Source organism: Kitasatospora sp. NPDC032757 (genome assembly GCF_055579305.1).
This window is the reverse complement of record NZ_JBVINN010000005.1, coordinates 268,364-286,174: the sequence shown is the minus strand read 5'-3', so window position 1 is coordinate 286,174 and position 17,811 is coordinate 268,364. Positions and strand designations below refer to the sequence as shown.

General features: G+C 75.9%; 10 protein-coding genes and 1 pseudogene. 6 read left to right on the top strand and 5 right to left on the bottom strand.

Annotated features, from left to right (window positions below; translation table 11 throughout):
- Positions 1-482: 482 nt before the first annotated feature.
- Both ACZ5WK_RS10820 and ACZ5WK_RS10815 read right to left on the bottom strand, forming a co-directional pair.
- Positions 483-1,775: pseudogene (locus ACZ5WK_RS10820) on the bottom strand (PP2C family protein-serine/threonine phosphatase); the annotation flags it as partial.
- 142 nt (positions 1,776-1,917) lie between these two features.
- The gene (locus ACZ5WK_RS10815; protein WP_465546978.1) at positions 1,918-3,306 is read right to left on the bottom strand and encodes an NAD(P)/FAD-dependent oxidoreductase; all 1,389 of its coding nucleotides are present in this window, start codon (positions 3,304-3,306) and stop codon (positions 1,918-1,920) included.
- 554 nt (positions 3,307-3,860) lie between these two features.
- Here ACZ5WK_RS10815 and ACZ5WK_RS10810 point away from each other — a divergent pair.
- Both ACZ5WK_RS10810 and ACZ5WK_RS10805 read left to right on the top strand, forming a co-directional pair.
- Positions 3,861-4,799: a helix-turn-helix domain-containing protein gene (locus ACZ5WK_RS10810; RefSeq protein ID WP_465546955.1), complete on the top strand. Its 939-nt coding sequence runs from the start codon at positions 3,861-3,863 to the stop codon at positions 4,797-4,799.
- Between the two features lie 574 nt (positions 4,800-5,373).
- Positions 5,374-7,503, top strand: coding sequence for a sigma-70 family RNA polymerase sigma factor (locus ACZ5WK_RS10805; RefSeq protein WP_465546953.1), 2,130 nt, complete (start codon positions 5,374-5,376; stop codon positions 7,501-7,503).
- Positions 7,504-7,618: 115 nt separating this feature from the next.
- Here the strand turns inward: ACZ5WK_RS10805 and ACZ5WK_RS10800 are convergent, their stop codons facing one another.
- The 3 genes from ACZ5WK_RS10800 to ACZ5WK_RS10790 all read right to left on the bottom strand — a co-directional run bounded on the left by ACZ5WK_RS10800 (position 7,619) and on the right by ACZ5WK_RS10790 (position 11,256).
- Entirely contained in the window at positions 7,619-8,323 is a 705-nt protein-coding gene (locus tag ACZ5WK_RS10800; protein ID WP_465546951.1) for a DsbA family oxidoreductase, read from the bottom strand.
- A 98-nt stretch (positions 8,324-8,421) separates the two neighbouring features.
- Positions 8,422-8,943 carry a universal stress protein gene (locus ACZ5WK_RS10795; RefSeq protein ID WP_465546949.1) on the bottom strand — a complete coding sequence of 174 codons (522 nt, stop codon included), beginning with the start codon at positions 8,941-8,943 and terminating at the stop codon, positions 8,422-8,424.
- Positions 8,944-9,084: 141 nt separating this feature from the next.
- Complete coding sequence (locus tag ACZ5WK_RS10790) at positions 9,085-11,256, bottom strand: asparagine synthase-related protein (protein ID WP_465546947.1); 2,172 nt, start codon at positions 11,254-11,256, stop codon at positions 9,085-9,087.
- Positions 11,257-12,026: 770 nt separating this feature from the next.
- Between ACZ5WK_RS10790 and ACZ5WK_RS10785 the strand changes: the two genes are divergently transcribed.
- The 4 genes from ACZ5WK_RS10785 to trmB all read left to right on the top strand — a co-directional run bounded on the left by ACZ5WK_RS10785 (position 12,027) and on the right by trmB (position 17,811).
- A complete protein-coding gene (locus ACZ5WK_RS10785; protein ID WP_396325507.1) occupies positions 12,027-13,454 on the top strand; it encodes an MFS transporter in 1,428 nt (475 codons plus the stop codon).
- Between the two features lie 549 nt (positions 13,455-14,003).
- Positions 14,004-15,593 (top strand): TROVE domain-containing protein, encoded by a 1,590-nt coding sequence (locus ACZ5WK_RS10780; protein ID WP_465546945.1) that lies wholly within the window; start codon positions 14,004-14,006, stop codon positions 15,591-15,593.
- A gap of 72 nt (positions 15,594-15,665) precedes the next feature.
- Positions 15,666-16,901 carry an L-2-hydroxyglutarate oxidase gene (gene lhgO, locus ACZ5WK_RS10775; protein ID WP_465546943.1) on the top strand — a complete coding sequence of 412 codons (1,236 nt, stop codon included), beginning with the start codon at positions 15,666-15,668 and terminating at the stop codon, positions 16,899-16,901.
- Positions 16,902-16,980: 79 nt separating this feature from the next.
- Positions 16,981-17,811: a tRNA (guanosine(46)-N7)-methyltransferase TrmB gene (gene trmB / locus ACZ5WK_RS10770; protein ID WP_465546941.1), complete on the top strand. Its 831-nt coding sequence runs from the start codon at positions 16,981-16,983 to the stop codon at positions 17,809-17,811.

Sequence of the window (17,811 nt, the reverse complement as noted above, 5' to 3'; positions counted from 1 at the left end):
GTTGACTTTTGGCACGCTGTTGAGTTCTCAAGGAACGGACACTTCCTTCGGACCGCCTTCCAGCGGGCCCTCCGGGCGCTTCGTTCTTTCGTGTTCCCAGCTTACCAGATGATTTCCGCTCCGTTTCCGGCGCTTCGTTCATCCAACTCGCTGATGTCTTCTGCGGCTTGACGCCCCGTCCGACGTTTCAAACTCTAGCCCATCCCCGCCTCGAAAGGCGAATCCGGCCGCAATCCATATAAACGGGCACACCGAATAAGACCCGAGCCACGTCGCCGAAAAAGGCAATACGCGACCCAGCCCGAACCGGGAAGTGTGTTTCTAGGGATTGGCCGCCCCGGGACCGTCCGCGCCGATGCGTGTCCGGTGCTCCCTGCCAGGCAGCTCGAAGAACACTAGACCTCTTGCGGGCCCGGGTCAACCCCGGTCCGTAGCCCTTCCTGCAGCTCCAGCCGGGGCTTCGGCTCCGGAGGGTTCTCCTCGGCCGGCAGCTGGAAGGCGAGCACGGCGACGTCGTCGTCGTGCTCCGCGGTCACGCCCATCGCCCGGAGCAGGCGGGCGCAGATGACCTCGGGAGCGCCGACCGCACCGGTGAGGGTGCGGGCCAGGAGGTCGAGGCCCTGGTCGATGTCCTCGTCCCGGCGCTCCACGAGGCCGTCCGTATAGAGGACGCCGGTGGTGCCGGGAAGCAGGCGCAGGGTGTGCGAGACGTGGACGCCGCCGCCGGTGCCGAGCGGCGGGCCGTTCTGTTCCTCTCCGCGCAGGACGGTGCCGTCGGGGCAGCGCAGCAGCATGGGGAGGTGGCCCGCGGAGGCGTAGGTGAGGGTGCGGCGCTGGGGATCCCAGACTGCGTAGGCGCAGGTGGCGATCTGGTTGGCGTCGATCTCCATGGCGAGCCCGTCGAGCAGGCTCATCACCTCGTGCGGGGGGAGGTCGAGGCGGGCATAGGCGCGGACGGCCGTCCTGAGCTGCCCCATGACGGCGGCGGCGCGCAGTCCGCGGCCCATCACGTCACCGATGACCAGTGCCGTCCGGCCGCCGTGGATGGCGATGACGTCGTACCAGTCGCCGCCGACCGCGGCCTCGGCGCCACCCGGCTGGTAGGTGGCGGCGACCCGGAGGTCCGCCGGCTGGTCGAGCTTCTGCGGGAGCAGGCTGCGCTGGAGGGTGACGGCGGCCTCGCGCTGCCGGCGTTCGGCCTCCCGGAGGCGGGCGGCGGCGAGGACCTGGTCCGTGACCTCGGCGGCGAAGATGAGGACGCCGGCGGGCGGCGCCTCCTTGGGCTCGTCGGTGTCGCCCGGGTCCGTGCGGTGTTCCTGGCGGCTGAGCGGGACGCAGGAGACGTTGTAGTAACGGTTGCCGGTGAGGCCGAGGATGCAGCGGGCCTTGACGCTGCGCGGCCGGCCGCCGCGGATGACCTGGTCCATCAGTGGCAGGACGCCCATGGTGCCGAGTTCGGGCAGGGCGTCGCAGGCGGGCAGGCCGGTGGGGCGGTCGCCGAAGAGTTCGCGGTAGGCGCGGTTGGCGTAGCCGAGCTGGTGCAGCGGGCCGTAGGTGACGGCGACCGGGGCGGGGATGCGGTTCAGCACCTCGCGCAGGTCCTGGGGCCGCTGCGGGTCGAGCACCTCGGTCGGGCTGACGAGGCTGGTGGGGTCGCGTGGGCTGGGGACCACGACGTCGCCGGACGGCGCGCCCTGGTCGGTGCCGGTCCCGGTGGACGGGGCGGCACGCCAAGGGACTCCGGTGAGCCGGGCGCTCCAGCGCATGAGATTCAAACGACGGCCGCTTCCTCGGTTTCCAGGCATATCATCACTTTTTGTATGCGCACTGGCACACGGGGTAATGACTCGGTTGGGCAGATCCTGTCAGTCGGAGGCCCGATTCCGGAAGTCGCGCGCGCACGGCGCGGCCGTCATGTCAGTCACAGCCGGGCCCGGACCTCGGCCCGGAGCCGGGCCCGGAGCCCGGACCGAACCCCGCCTCGAACTCCGAGCGCGGGTGCTCGACCGCCCCCAGCGAGACCACCTCGCGGGAGAACACCCCGCCCAGCAGCCAGTCCATCAGGACCCGCACCCGCCGGTCGGTGCTCGGCATCCGGCGCAGGTGCCGGGCCCGGTGCAGCCACCAGGCCCGCCGGCCGGTCAGCCGGCCGCCGCGCCGGGTGTGCGCGACGGCGCGGCGCAGGCCGAGCGAGGTCGAGCAGGCCGCGCGGTCCGGCCGGTACTCGGTGATGCCCGCCGCCCGGGGGCCGCCCTCCAGCGCGACGAGCACGTTGGCGGCGAGGAGCTCGGCCTGCGCGAAGGCGTGCTGGGCGTTGGGCGCGCAGGGCGCCCCGTCGGCGTGCGGGTCGGGTACGGCGGCGCCGTCCCCGGCGGCCCAGACCCCGGGCAGCGCCCGGCCGTCCGGGCCGACGGCCTGCAGGGTGGCCAGGCAGCGGATCCGGCCGGAGGTGTCCAGCGGAAGGTCGGTGTCGCGCAGCAGCGGGGACGGGCGCACCCCGGCCGTCCAGACCAGCGTGCGGGCGGCGAAGCGGCTGCCGTCGGAGAGCGCCATGACCCGCCCGGCGGCCGACTCCAGGGTGGTGTGCAGCCGGACGTCGACGCTTCGCTCGCGCAGTTGGGCCAGGGTGTGCGCGGCCAGTTCGGGTGACTCCTCGGCGAGGATCCGGCCGGAGGCCTCGACCAGCACCCAGCGCAGGTCCTCGGGGCTGATGTTGTGGTAGCCGCGGACCGCGTACCGGGCCATGTCCTCCAGCTCGGCGAGCGCGCCGACGCCCGCGTAGCCCGCGCCGACGAAGACGAAGGTGAGCGCGGCCTGGCGCAGGGCCGGGTCGCGGGTGGCGGAGGCGAGGTCGAGCTGTTCCAGGACGTGGTTGCGCAGGCTCACCGCCTCGCCGACGGTGGAGAAGCCGAGGCCGTGTTCGGCCAGGCCGGGGACGGGCGCCGTCCGGGAGACCGAGCCCGGGGCCACCACCAGGACGTCGTAGTCCAGCTCGACGGGGGCGGGCGGTTCGCCCTGGCCGGCGGCGTCGGCCCAGGCCCGGCGGGTGGCGTGCTCGATCCGGGTGATCCGGGCGGTGAGGACGCGGCAGTCCGGCAGCGCGCGGCGCAGCGGGACGACCACGTGGCGGGGGTCGATCGAGCCGGCCGCGACCTCGGCGAGCAGCGGGTGGTAGGTCAGGTAGGACTGCGGTTCGACCACGGTGATCTCCACGTCGCCGCGGCGGAGCCGCTCGCGCAGGCCGCGCTGGAGGTGCAGCGCGGCGGACATCCCGGCGCAGCCGCCCCCGACGATCAGGATCCTGATAGCGCACCTCCGGCCGAAGCGACCCTTCCCCCGGCCCCGTCGGCCGGGGCACCCCCCACCACGCCCTCCATGAAGGACCGTCGGGGGCCCTCTTGTCCACAGTCCGTGCCGAGGCAGTTGGGGCGGGAGTGGACAGGTGGGGCCGGATGTGCTGCCGGGGCGAGTTTCTGACGCACTTTCGGCTTTCAACGGCGGTGAACTATGGTCGGATTGCGTGTCGGAGCGGCCATCGCCATGTCAACCGGCGGCGACGCACCGTGGAGCTGCCATTACGGCCAGTTCCAGCGTTGGCGGGAGCAACCCGACTGCGGGAGCGTGATCCGGGGAAGGGTAGTCCCGCACGAGACCTCAAACGTGTGGCGTTCATGCGTATGCGGTCGGACATGTGCGGTCCGGCGATCGTGGTCGGGCACCACCTGGGCAGGGCGAGCGGCACAACCGGCACGAGCGATGGGTCATCGGGTCATTTCTGACAACGGACGGAGCTGCACCGGGGGGTGCAGGGGCGGGCGACGACAGGGCCCGGGATCGGGCGCCTGCGGGGGAGAGTTGGGATGATGGAGCAGGATCGACTGTTGGGGCGGGACGCACCGCGTGCCGTCCAGGGTGTGGTGCCGGAGCAGCGCGGCCCCGCGGACCTTCCGGCGCAGGCCGGGACGGCGTACGCCGGGGTGCCGTACCGGGCCGATCCGCCGCACGGCGGTGGCGGTCCGGCCCCCGGGGCCCGGCTGCGGGTGGACGCCCGGCGGAACCTGGAGAGCGTGCTGCGTGCGGCCCGCGAGGTGTTCGGCGAGTTCGGCTACGACGCGCCGATGGAGGAGGTCGCGCGCCGGGCCGGGGTCGGGGTCGGCACGGTGTACCGGCGCTTCCCGAGCAAGGAGGTGCTGGTCCAGCGGATCGCCGCCGAGGAGGTGGCCTGGCTGACCACGCAGGCGCGCGAGTCGCTGTACGGCGGCGGGGGAGCCTGGGAGTCGCTGGCCGGGTACCTGGCGCGGGCGGTGTCCACGGGTGCCGGGCGGCTGCTGCCACCGGAGGCCTTCAGGTACGCGGAGGAGCTGGGCCGGGTGCCGGGGCAGCGTTCCGGCGATCCGGCGGGGGCGGGCGGGCTCCTCGGGGGCGGGTTCGAGCCACACGGCGCCCGGGCGCACGGCACCGGACCGGCCGGCGCCGTGGCGCAGCAGGGCGCCGGGGAGCCGGCGCCGGCCGATGCGGACCCGCGGCTGCTGCTGCAGCTGCTGGCCGCGCTGGTGGCTCGGGCGGGTGCGGCGGGCGAGCTGCGCCCCGGGGTGACGGTGGCGGACGTGGTGCTGGTGCTGACCGCCTCGGTGCCGGTGCACGCCACGCGCGCGGTGGCGGGGGAGCCCGCGCACGCGTCGGCGGCCCCGGCGGGCGGTTCACCGGTGACGGGTGGTCGGCAGACGGACGGTCAGCCCGCGGTGGGCCCGGCCGGCCGGCTGCTGCAGATCCTGCTGGACGGCCTGCGGGCGCGCTGAGCTCCGGCCCCCGGGGGGCCTCCGTCCGTTTCGGGCAGGCGGGTTGGACATCGGAGCGGCGCGCGCGGACGGGCCTCGCCCGTTCGGCCGCCGTGCTCCCGGACGCAGGGCGCGGGCCGAACACATCCGCGACGGCCCCCTCGGAAGAGTGGGTCACGGCGGTCCGGCTACCGCCCAACTCTGCGCTATGCCATCCTTTGCCCGTGGTTGGAGCCAATGTCCCGATGCGCGCCGTTCGCGCGCACTCGGCGCCGTACGACGGGAAATCGTGCGCCCACGTACTCCCGCGCGCCCTGCCACACTACGGGGGCTGTCGTGGAATCTGGGGTCCGCTGTGAGCGCCGAGGAACAGAACGACTACGGCTACGGCCTCGACTTCGGCCGGTCCGGGACGGGCGGGCCGCAGGGCGCGGCTGACGGTCCGAGCGCCGGTTCGCCCGGTCACGCGCCGGGGCACACGCCCGGCGCCCTGCCCGGACGGTCAGGGCCGTCACCGTCCGGACACCAGCGGTCCGGACACCACGGAGCCCCGGGCAGTCCCGGGAACCCGGGACAGGTGCCGGACCAGGCCGGCATGCCCAGCCGCGAATCGCTCTCCGCCTCCGCCGCCGCGCTCCCGTCCACCCGCGTCCCCGGCCAGGCCACGGCCGGCCGGGGCGGCGTCGCCCCCGAGGCCTTCGTCGGCGACGGCGTCCCCGCCCGCCCGACCGTGCCCGCGCCCGCCGACCCGGTGGACGGCGAGCGTCCGCCCTCCGACGCCGAGTTGACCGCCCTCGTCCGGGCCGGCGACGACGCCGCGTACGAGGAGATCTACCGCCGGCACGCCGACTCGGTGCGCCGCTACGCGCGGACCTGCTGCCGTGACAGCTTCACCGCCGAGGACCTCGCCGGCGAGGTGTTCGCCCGCACCCTTCAGGCGCTGAAGGCGGGCAAGGGCCCTGAGTTCGCCGTCCGTGCCTACCTGCTGACCGCGGTGCGCAACGTCGCCGCCGCCTGGACCCGCAGCGAGCGCCGCGAACAACTCGTCGACGACTTCAGCGCGTTCGCGCAGACCTCGGTCGCCACCCTCGACCTCGACCTGGCCGACCCGGGGGCCGACGCCTGGGCGATGGCGATGGCCGACCAGCGCATGGTGATGCAGGCCTACGCCGAACTGCCCGAGGACGACCGGATGGTGCTCTGGCACACCGAGGTCGAGCGGGAGTCCCCCAAGACCGTCGCGGTGATGCTCGGCAAGACCGCCAACGCCACCGCCGTCCAGGCACACCGGGCGCGCGACCGGCTGGCCGCGGGGTTCCTCCAGGCGCACGTCTCGGGCAGCCAGGACCGGGCCTGCGAGGCGTACGCCAACCGGCTCGGCGCGTACGCGCGCGGTTCGCTGCGCAAGCGGGCGTCGGCCGAGGTCGGCCGGCATCTGAGGGAGTGCGACCGGTGCACGGCCGCCTGCCTGGAGCTGTCCGAGATCAACCACGGTCTGCGGGCGCTGCTGCCCGGCGGCGTGCTGGTCTGGGTCGGCCTGGGTGGCTTCAGCGCCGCCGCGGCCGCCGTGGGCGGGGCGGCGGCGGTCGGCGGTGCGGCGGCCGGAACGGCGGCGGCCACGTCGGCGGCCTCAGGAGGTGCGACGGGCGGCGCGACCGCGGGCGCGACGGCGGGCGGTGCCACCGGTGGTGCGGCGGGGTCCGGGAGCGGGGCCACCGGTGCGGCGGTCGGCCAGGGCCTGGGCACCGCGGCGAAGGCCGGGATCGCCGCCGCCGCCGCGGTGGCCGCGGCCGCCGTCGCCGCGTACGCACTGACCGGCGCGCCCGAGCCGAAGCCCCCGCTGGCCGCTCCCCCGGCCTCCTCCCCCGCGGTGCCCGCGCCGCCACCGGCCCCGCCGGCGCCACCGCGCCCGGCCCCGAGCAGCCCCGCTCCTCCGCCGCCCGCGGCGGAGGATCCCGCGCCGAGCCCGTCCGCCACGCCGGCGCCGAAGGCCCCGCCGCGCCCGGCGCCCAAGGCCGTGCCGCCGCCACCCGCGCCGAGCCCGCGCCCGGCGTCCCCGACGCCGACGCCCGCACCGATCGCCACGACGACGCCGAAGCCCCTGCAGCCGAAGCCCCCCGTGCCGGAGGTGCCGACGCCGGTCGTGCCGCCGGTGCCCACGCCGGACGTGCCCGTGGTGCCCACCCCGACGCTCCCGCCGGTGCCGACACCGAAACCGCCGACACCGAAACCGACACCGACGCTGCCGAAACCGACACCGACGCCGCCGGCCCCGACCGACTTCTGGGCCGACGACCTGCCGGTGCGCAAGCCCGGCAACAACCGGGTGCCGCCGCCGGGCCCGAGCATCCGGCAGAAGGGCAGCGACTGGTTCTGGCAGCGCGACAGCGTCTCGATCGGCGGCACCCGGCACGCGCACGGCATCACCGTGCACGCGCCCGCCAGCACGCAGATCGACCTCAACCGCGGCTGCACGTCCTTCGACGCGCTGGCCGGGGTGGACGACATCACCGCCTCGCCCGGCGGCGTGGTCTTCTCCGTGCAGGGCGGTGACGGCCGCACGCTCTGGCGGTCACCGGTCCTGGCCACGGGGGACGACGCGGTACCGGTGCACGTGCCGCTGGACGGGCAGAAGTCGATCCGGCTGGTGGTCACCCCGGCGCACGGCTTCTGGTCGGCGCTGAACGCGGCGGACTGGGCCGAGGCCCGCTTCAGGTGCGTCTGACGCGGTGAAGCGGGCCTCGGGGGGCGTGCTCGTGGTGTTCCTCCGGACAGCCGGCGCTCTCCGGACAGCCGGCGCTCTCCATGGACAGCGGGTGTCTCCGCGGGCAGCGGGCGGGTCAGATCGCGCAGGCGCCGTCCGCGCAGGCCTCCCCGGCCGGGGCGACCTGCACCGGCACCGGGCGGCGCTCGCCGATCTCGGTGGCGACCTGCTCCAGCACCTGGCGGAACGTCTCGGCCTCCTGGCCGCCCTGGACCGCCCACTTGCCCTCGAAGACGAAGGTCGGCACGGCGGTGATGCCCAGCTCACGGGCCTCCGCCAGCTGGGCGCGGACCTCGGCGGTGCCCTCGTCGCCCGCGAGGTAGGCCGCCACCCGGTCGCGGTCCAGGCCGGCCGCGACGGCGACCTCGGTCAGCGCCGCGCGGTCGCCGACGTCCACGCCATCGGTGAAGTGCGCCTTGAGCAGCGCCTCCTTCAGCCGGCCCTGGACGGCCGCGCCGTACTCGGTCTCGGCGAGGTGGAGCAGCCGGTGGCCGAGGAAGGTGTTGGCGTGCAGCGCCGCGTCGAAGTCGTAGGTGATGCCCTCGGCGCGGCCCAGCTCGGCCACCCGCGCGTCCATCGCGACGGACTGCGGGCCGTAGCGCTCGGCCAGCCAGGCGCGGTGCGGGCTCGCCGTGGCCGGCGCGTCCGGCACCAGCTGGTACGGCCGGTAGACCACCTCGACGTTCTCCTTGCCCGCGAAGCCGTCGAGCGCCTCCTCGAAGCGGCGCTTGCCGATGTAGCACCAGGGGCAGGCGATGTCGGAGTAGATCTCGACCTTCATGACGGGGGTTCTCCAGGGGTGGGGAGGATGGGTTTCCGAGATGGGTGAACGATGAACCATCTCGGGACATTCCCGGCAGGCCGGCCCACCACGGCGGATCACGGGTTCGGCGGTGCGGGGACGACCAGGACCGGGCAGACCGCGTGGTGGACCGCCGCCGAACTGACCGAGCCCAGCAGCAGCCGGGCGTAGCCGCCGTTGCCGCGGGTGCCGAGCACCAGCGTGTGCTGCCGGCCCGAGGCGGCGAGCAGCACCTCGATCACGTTGCCGAGCACCACGTGCAGCGACAGCTCCCCCTCGTACCGGTGGATCCGGGCCCGCTGCACCGCGGCCACCGCGCGGCGCAGGCCGTCCGCCATGCTCTCGACCAGCGTCTCGACGCTCTCCTGCACCAGCTCGGCCATCCCCGGCGGGTACCCGGCCGGCGCCGGGTTGACCACCGCGAGCACGTAGAGCGGCAGGTCGAACCGCTCCGCCTCGGTCATCGCCCGGTCCAGCGCCCAGAGCGAGCCGTCGGAACCGTCGCACGCCGCCAGCACCCCGGGCGGGCGGCCCGTCGGCGGCCGGCCGAGCACCGACAGGACGACGGGAACGGACGGATCCGGGCTGGCGCTGGTCACCACGGCCTCCACGGTTGGGGGACGGACGGGACGGGATGGCGCCATGATTGCCCGCCCCGCCCATCCGGACGGGCGAGCCGCGCCGGGCCTTCACAACGGGCCCCTCGCCCCGCCGTGCTCCTGCGGGCCGGGCGAGGCGGGTCAGGCGAGGCGGGCCGGTGCGAGCGCGGGGCGCTGGGCGAGGGGGAGGCCGGTCCAGCAGGCACCGTGGCGGCGGGCGCGGACGCGGCGGAGCCAGAGCTCGGTGGCGACCAGTTCGGCGAGGCCCGCCAGGGTGCCGGGCGGCAGCGGGGTGGCCGGGTCGGCGGAGCGGGCCAGGCCGGCGCGGACCGCGGGGAGGTCGATCAGGCCCGCCTCGGCGAGCAACGGGGCGTCGAACAGTTCGGCGAGGCCGTCGGCGGCCAGCCGCAGGCCGGCCCGGGCGGCGGCGGTGCGGTCGGGGCGGGGGCCGCGGCCCCAGTCGGGCGGCAGGTCGGTGCGGCCGGCGCCGGTGAGGACGGCATGCAGCAGGGCGGGCCGGGCACCGGGCTGGAGCCGGACGTCGTCGGGCAGCAGACGGGCCGCGCGGACCACCTGGTTGTCCAGGAACGGCGCGTGCAGCCGTTGGCCGGGCTGCTCGGCGACGTGCACCAGCGTGCGGAACCCGCGCGCGTGCCGGTGCAGGGCGTGCCGGGCCCGGCTTGCGCCGGGCAGTTCGGCGGGCGCCGGTTCGCGCGCCGCCAGCCGCAGCCGCAGGGCGACCGCGGAGAGCGCCTCGTCGGAGAGCCAACGGGCCGCCGGACCGGGGACGCACCAGGCCAGGTCGTCGGCCGAACGCGCGCCGGCCGTCCCGCCCCCGTCCGGGACGTGCCGGAGCGTCAGCTTCACCGCGGCGTCGTCGAGCGCCTCGGCGTAGCGGATCCGGGAGAGCCGGTGGGCGGCCCGGACCACGGTGAGCGGGGTCCGCAGCGCACCGGCCAGGACGCCGACGGCGGCGCGGTCGGCGCCGGCCAGCGCGGCCACCGGGGGCAGCAGTTCGCGCGGGCGGCCGGCCCGGACCAGGTCGGCGAGCCGGGCCGGGTGCCCGTCGAGGACCTGGCGGGCGCCGTACCCGGTGAGGTGGTCGGTGCCGCCGGCGTCGAAGCGGGCCTCGGCCCGGGCGGCGGCGACCAGTTCGGCACCCGGCTCGTCGGTGAGCCGGCCGGCCTGCGGCTCGGCCCGCAGGTCCGCGTAGGGGAGGGTGCCGGGGCCGGGGGCGAGCACGGTGTGCCGCAGCCGGGGCAGGTCCGGCGCGAGCGCGAGGGTGGCCGGCGTCCCGGTCTCGCCGAGGGTCACGGCGGCCAGCTGCTCCGGGGCGGACGGCGGACGGGCGGACGGGCGGGCCCAGGAACCCTTCACGGCCCCGCTCCGGGCACCCTCACCGCTCTGCGTCCCCCGGACCGACGGCGCCCCGTGGGCCGGGATGCCCGCACCCGGCACCGGGGCGAGCGGCACCGCGGCCGCGAGCAGGGCGACGGTGGCGGAGGCCGTCCCGTACGAGAGGTCGACGCCCAACCGGGCCCGGCCACCGGCCCCGGGGCCGGGCGCGGGGGTGCGGACCCGGGAGCGGACCGACTCCAGCAGGGCGCGGGTGAGTTCGCGGACGGCCGGCGCCTCGCCGCGCTGCTGCGCCGCGCCGGCGGGTTCGTCGTACGCCGAGAGGTAGGGACGGCCGCCCCGGATGGCCAGCGCGTGGCCCGGCGGCACCTGCCGCACGCCGAGGTACGGGGTGCCCGTGCCGAGCGCCTCCGGGGACTCGGGGCAGGCGAGCCGGGCGGCGAGGTGGCCGGTGTCGAGGGGCGCGCCGACCAGGTCGGCCAGCGGGAGGGCTGCGGTGGCGTACGCGGTGCCCCCGGCCCAGGGGGTGTGGAAGACGGGCTGGGCGCCGGCGAGGTCGGTGAGCAGCACGGTGGAGCGGGTGCCGGTGCGCAGCACGACGGTGTAGCTGCCGGGCCAGGCGGTGAGGTGGCGGACGGCGCCGCCGCGGGCGGCGGCGAGGCCGGCGGCGAGTTCGGCGTCGGACGCGCCGCAGTGGCCGAGAACGGCGAGCCGGGTGGTGGCGGGGGTGTCCTCGGCGGGGTCGGGGCCGGCCGGGCCGGTGGTGACCGTGGCGCGGGCGCCGGGGCGGAGGGTGGCGAGGCGGATCTCCCCGGGCCGCCAGTCGCCGACCGCCCAGAGCGGATTGGGGCCGGTCCAGAGGGGGCGCGCGGCAATCGGTTCCACCGCGCCGGGCGCCTCGTGCGCCGGAGCGCCCGCCCGGGGTGAGCCCGTGCTCCAGCCCGTCAGCCACCGCATCGCGCCTCCACCGGACGAGGGCCTGCCGCCGCGCGGCGCGTCCGCCGCCGGGCCGCCCTTGCCAGCCCGTGGCGCGCCGCGGCGGCCGCCCACCGCGGATCCGGCGCGCCGTCAGGAGACATCGTGCCACCGGTTCGCGGTCGCGTGACCGGAGTTGGCGTTTCCGATTTCGCGTCGCCGGGCGGCACCGGGCTCCGTCACCGGGCCGCGCCGCGGGGCCGGGCGGCTCCGGCTGCACTGCCGGGCGGCTCCGCGGCTCCCGCCGGGCGGGCCGGGCCTCCCCCTCCACGGCCCGGACCGCCCTCACGGTCGCCTTGTCATGGCCATCGCGGGATGGCCGAAAGGCGTCGTTCGGCCCGGGAGGGCATCCGCATGCCCTCCCGGACTCCGCCACCGTCCGCGGGGATTGAGACGGCGGCATCCCCCGGCCCGCCGGGTCCTCGACGGCGGGCCGACCCACGACCACCAGCGAATCGCCGACCAGCCGGTCGGGCCAGGGGGCACGGCCGGGCGCACATCGACACAGGACCGGAGCACAACGCTCCGGCGCGCGGCCGGACCCACCGCCCGCGGCCGGTTCCGGACGGTCCGGACCGACCCGCCGGAGCACCCGCCGGACCGACCGCCGACCGCGGCCGGGTGCGCGATCCCGCCATCCGGAATGCGGCCTCTTAACCCTCGGAACGCGTCCGACTACTCTAGGTACAGCAGCTACGGCCCGGTGCCGCCCGGGCCCCGCGCACAAGGCCGCAGGAGGTGCCGCCGCCACCATGACCGTCAGCCCACGAGGACCGAACGAACGGCTCGGCACGCTCCTGACCCTCGCGCAGATCAGCAACGCCGGCCTGGCCCGTCGGGTCAACGACCTCGGCGCCCAACGCGGACTGACGCTGCGCTACGACAAGACCTCGGTCGCCCGCTGGGTCAGCAAGGGCATGGTCCCGCAGGGCCCCGTCCCGCACCTGATCGCCACCGCGATCGGCGGCAAGCTCGGCCGGCCGGTGCCGCTGGAGGAGATCGGCCTCGGCGACACCGACCCGGCGCCCGAACTCGGCCTGGCCTTCCCGCGCGAGGTCTCCGAGGCGGTCCGCTCGGCCACCGACCTCTGGCGGGTCGACCTCGACCTGCGGCGCGGCCCCGGCGGCGGCCGCTGGAGCGACAGCCTGGCCGGCACCTTCTCGGTGGCCGCGTACGCGACTCCCGTGTCCCGCTGGCTGATCACCCCGGCGGACGGCTCGGTGGCCCGCGAGGCGCCACGCACGCCCGCCGACGCGAGCTCGTACCGGGTCGGCCACTCGGACGCCGCCAAGCTCCGCGAGGCCGCCCAGGAGGCCCGCCGCTGGGACTCCAAGTACGGCGGCGGGGACTGGCGTTCCTCGATGGTCCCGGAGTGCCTGCGGGTGGAGGCGGCGCCGCTGCTGCTCGCCTCGTACAGCGACGCGGTCGGCCGGGCGCTGTTCGGCGCGACCGCCGAACTCACCCGCCTGGCCGGCTGGATGGCGTTCGACACCGGCCAGCACGAGGCGGCCCAGCGCTACTACATCCAGGCGCTGCGGCTGGCCAGGGCCGCCGCCGACGTGCCGCTCGGCGGCTACGTGCTGGCCTCGATGAGCCTGCAGGCCGGCTACCGGGGCTTCGCCGAGGAGGCGGTCGACCTCGCCCAGGCCGCGCTGGAGCGCAACCGGGGGCTGGCCACCGCCCGCACCATGAGCTTCTTCCACCTGGTCGAGGCACGGGCCCAGGCCAAGGCCCGCAATGCGGCGGCGTGCGCGACGGCGCTCGGCGCGGCGGAGAGCGCACTCGAACGGGCTCGCGCCGGGGACCCCGATCCGGCGTGGATCGACTTCTACGCCTACGACCGGCTCGCGGCCGACGCCGCCGAGTGCTTCCGCGACCTCGGAGTGCCCTCCAAGGTCCGCCAGTTCACCCGGGAGGCGCTGGCCCGGCCCACCGAGGGCTACGTCCGCTCGCACGGGCTGCGGCTGGTCGTCTCCGCGATGGCCGAGGCCGAGGCCGGCAACCTGGACGCGGCGGTCGCGGCCGGCGAACGCGCCGTCGAGGTGGCCGGCCGGATCTCCTCCCAGCGCAGCCGCGAGTACGTGGTGGAGATGCTCCGCCGCCTCGAGCCGTTCCAGGGCGAGCGCCGGGTACGGGAACTGACGGAGCGGGCGCGCGCGGTGATCGTCGCCCCGGCGTAGCGGCGCCCCGCGGTAATTCGGATGCACGGGCGGGAGAGGCCTGGCTATGGTCTCTCTCGTCCGGGTGCGCAGGCAGAGGTTACTTCCACTGTTAATGGGCGGGTCGCGGGTTCGAGTCCCGTCACCGACTTCGGGTCGGTGTAGCTCAGTCGGTAGAGCAGCTTCGTCACCTCAGCCGTCCTCGATCTCCGGACACCACATTCCTGAATAGGTTTTCCGCACCTCCCGGTGCGTGGGCAGCGGTTACTTCTTGGTGAGGCGTCGGTACGACGCTGCGGTTCGAGCCCGCACAACACCGCCGCCACCTTTGATCTCGGGAGGCAGAGCGCCGGGGGGTGCCCGGTGCGCAGGCGGGGGTTACTTCGGATCTTGCGGTTCCGGGTTCGAATCCCGGGCGTGCCGTGCGCGAGCGCGGCCGCTAGCTCAATCCGGGTAGAGCACAAGGCATACACCTCCGCCGACGCCGGCCGCAGGGCCGGCACGATCTCGGGCACCCCTTGCTCCGCCATGCCTCCTGCACGTTCCACCAGCCAGCAGGGGGATTCCACCATGTCGCGTTTCAACGTCCGTACCGCCAAGCCGAGTCCGATCTCGCCCGTGACCACCACCGGGCGGCGCACCGTCAACCACAACGGCGGCACGGGATTCCTGCGCGACACCAAGTCCGAACTCTTCCTGCTGTCGGTCGCCAACCTCGTGGGCCAGGACACCTTCTACGAGAAGGGCGGGGCCCGGGACGACCGTTACACCGCACTGGTGCGCGAACTCGCCGTCGCCGACCCGGAGTGGACCCTCGGCCTGCTGCGCTGGCTGCGGTCCGGCGCCCACCTGCGCACGGCCGCACTGGTCGGCGCCGCCGAGTTCACCCGCGCCCGGCTGGACGCCAAGGCACCCGGATTCTCCCGGCAGGCCGTCGACGCCGCCCTCCAGCGCGCCGACGAGCCCGGCGAGCTGCTCGCCTATTGGACGTCCCGCTACGGCCGCGCGCTGCCGAAGCCGCTCAAGCGCGGCGTCGCGGACGCCGTCCGGCGGCTCTACCACGGCCGCTCGCTGCTCAAGTACGACACCGCGGCCAAGGGTTACCGCTTCGGCGACGTGCTGGAGCTGACCCACCCCTCGCCCGACCCGGCCAAGCCCTGGCAGGGCGAGCTGTTCCGCTACGCGCTGGACCGCCGGCACCGGCCGGACGAGGCCGTGCCGCCGGCCTCGGACGCACTGCTCACCGCCAACCGCGAGCTGCTCGCGCTGCCCGTCGAGCAGCGGCGGGCAGCGGTGACCGCCGAGGGCGGCGCCGAGCGGCTGGCCGCCGCCGGGCTGACCTGGGAGGCGCTGGCCGGCTGGCTGCAGGGACCGCTGGACGCGGACGTCTGGGAGGCGGTCATCCCGTCCATGGGCCCGATGGCACTGGTGCGCAACCTGCGCAACTTCGACCAGGCCGGGGTCTCGGACGAGACCGCGGCCGAGGTCGCGCGGCGGATCAGCGACCGGGGCGAGGTGCACCGCTCCCGCCAGTTCCCGTTCCGCTACCTCGCCGCCCACCGGCACGCGCCCTCGCTGCGCTGGGGGCACGCGCTGGAGACCGCGCTCTCCCACTCGCTCGCCAACGTGCCCTCGCTGCCCGGCCGGACGCTGGTCCTGGTCGACCGCTCGGGCTCGATGTTCGACCGGCCGAGCGCGCAGACCCAGCTCAACCGGGCCGACTCGGCGGCGATCTTCGCAACCGCCCTGAAGGTCCGGGCCGCCGACGCGGACCTGGTCGAGTTCGGCTCCACCAGCCGGGTCGTCGAGGTGGGCAGGGGCGAGGCGGTGCTGCGCGTCCTGGAGCGCTTCGGCAACCTCGGCGGCACCGCCACCGCGGAGGCCGTCCGCACCCACTACCGCGGCCACGACCGGGTCGTCATCGTCACCGACGAGCAGACCGGCCCCGGCCACTGGAACGGCGACCCGCTGGCCGCCGTCCCGGCCGAGGTGCCCGTCTACACGTGGAACCTGGCCGGCTACGCCCCCGGCCACGGCCCGAGCGGCGCGGCGAACCGCCACACCTTCGGCGGGCTGGGCGACGCCGCGTTCCGGCTGATCCCCCTGCTGGAATCGGGCCGGGACGCGGCCTGGCCGTGGCTGGAGCCGGCGGGCCGCTGAGGCCCCCTCGACCGGCCCCGCCCGCCGTGGCAGCATCGGCGGGCGGGGGCCGGGTCGAGCGAGGAGCGAGCGGTGGCGTACGACGTCGACGTGCTGGTGGTGGGCGGGGGGATCGTCGGGCTCTCCACGGCGTACGCGCTGACGCTGGAGCGGCCCGGGCTGCGGCTGGCGGTACTGGAGAAGGAGACCGGTTTCGCGGCGCACCAGACCGGCCGCAACAGCGGGGTCATCCACAGCGGCGTCTACTACCGGCCGGGCTCGCTCAAGGCCCGCTACGCCGTCGCGGGCGCCGACGAGATGGTCGGGTTCTGCCGTACCCACGACATCCCGCACGAGGTCACCGGCAAGCTGATCGTCGCCACCGACCCGGCCGAGCTGCCGAGGCTGCGGGCGCTGGCCGAGCGCGGCCGGGAGAACGGCATCCCGGTCACCGAGCTGGACCGCGCCGGCATCGCCGGGTACGAGCCGGAGGTCACCGGCATCGCCGGACTGCACATCGGCACCACCGGCATCTGCGACTTCCCCGCCGTGGCCGGCACCTACGCCCGGCTGGCCCGCGAGGCCGGCGCGGAGCTGCGGACCGGCACCGAGCTGCGGGCGGTCGCCCGCCGGGCCGACGGGGTGACGGTGCAGACCTCCGCCGGGGAGCTGCGCTGCCAGGTGCTGGTGAACTGCGCGGGCCTGCACAGCGACCGGATCGCCCGGCTGGCCGGCGACGATCCCGGCGTGCGGATCGTGCCGTTCCGCGGCGAGTACTACGAGCTCGCCAAGGACCGCCGGGAGCTGGTGCGCGGCCTGGTCTACCCGGTGCCCGACCCGGCGTTCCCCTTCCTCGGCGTGCACCTGACCCGCGGCATCCACGGCGACGTGCACGTCGGCCCGAACGCGGTGCCCGCGCTGGCCCGCGAGGGCTACGACTGGCGCACCGTCCGCCCGCGCGACCTGGCCGGCACGCTGGCCTTCCCCGGCACCTGGCAGATCGCCCGCCGGCACTGGCGGTACGAGCTCGGCGAGCTGCACCGCTCGCTCTCCAAGCGGGCGTTCACCGCCGCCGTCCGACGGCTGCTGCCGGCCGTCACCTCCGAGGACCTCGTACCGGCCGGCGCCGGGGTGCGGGCCCAGGCGGTGACCCGGGACGGCGCGCTGCTGGACGACTTCGCCTTCGCCGGCTTCGACCCGGACGACCCAGGCTCCACCCGCCGCCTGGTGCACGTGCTCAACGCGCCCTCCCCGGCGGCCACCGCCTCCCTCCCGATCGGCCGCGAGGTGGCCCGCCGGGCGCTGGCCGCGCTGGAGGCGGGCGGGTGAGCCGGTACGACGGCCCCCGCGTCACGTGCGTCACAGGCCCTGCGGCCCGTACCCGGCGGCCCCGTAGACTCGGTTGATTGTGACTGCCACCGCCCCGATCCCCCAGCAATCGCCGTCCGCCCGGCTCTCCGCCGCGCCGGCCGGCTACCCCGCGCCGATGTACCCGCACCGGGCCACCGAGGCCCAGCACAGCGAGCGGCGCATCCGCAGCTTCCAGCCGCGCCGGGGCCGGATGACCAACGCCCAGGCGGGCGCGCTGGACCGGGGCTGGGAGAAGTACGGCATCGCGATCGACGGCAGCCCGCTCGACCTGCGCGAGCTCTTCGGCGGCCTCCCGGTCACCCTGGAGATCGGCTTCGGCATGGGCGAGACCACCGCCGCGATGGCCGCCGCCGACCCGGCCAGGGGCATCCTCGCCGCCGACGTCCACACCCCCGGCCACGGCAACCTGCTCGGCATGCTGGAGCGCGACGGCTCGCAGAACGTGCGGCTCGCCGCCGGCGACGCCGTGATCCTGCTCCGCGACATGCTCCCGGACGCCTCGCTGGCCGGCCTGCGGGTGTACTTCGCCGACCCGTGGCCCAAGCCGAAGCACCACAAGCGCCGGCTGGTCCAGCCGTCCTTCCTGGAGCTGGTCCTGCCCCGGCTGGCCCCCGGCGCCCTGGTGCACTGCGCCACCGACTGGGAGCCGTACGCCGAGCAGATGCTGGAGGTGCTCTCCGCCTCCCCCGAGCTGGAGAACCTGCACCCCGAGGGTGACGGCACCGGCTGGCTGGAGCCCGCGGACCACCCGGACGGCAGCATCCCCGGCTATGCGCCGCGGCCGGACTGGCGGCCGGTCACCAAGTTCGAACGGGCCGGCATCGCCAAGGGTCACGTGGTGCACGACCTGCTGTTCCGCCGCCGCTGA

Bases quoted from the DNA above. Each gene is read 5' to 3' on its own strand.
- ACZ5WK_RS10810 (WP_465546955.1), top strand. From the start codon at position 3,861: ATGATGGAGCAGGATCGACTGTTGGGGCGGGACGCACCGCGTGCCGTC.
- ACZ5WK_RS10805 (WP_465546953.1), top strand. From the start codon at position 5,374: ATGCCCAGCCGCGAATCGCTCTCCGCCTCCGCCGCCGCGCTCCCGTCC.
- ACZ5WK_RS10800 (WP_465546951.1), bottom strand. From the start codon at position 8,323: ATGAAGGTCGAGATCTACTCCGACATCGCCTGCCCCTGGTGCTACATC.
- ACZ5WK_RS10790 (WP_465546947.1), bottom strand. From the start codon at position 11,256: ATGCGGTGGCTGACGGGCTGGAGCACGGGCTCACCCCGGGCGGGCGCT.
- ACZ5WK_RS10785 (WP_396325507.1), top strand. From the start codon at position 12,027: ATGACCGTCAGCCCACGAGGACCGAACGAACGGCTCGGCACGCTCCTG.
- ACZ5WK_RS10780 (WP_465546945.1), top strand. From the start codon at position 14,004: ATGTCGCGTTTCAACGTCCGTACCGCCAAGCCGAGTCCGATCTCGCCC.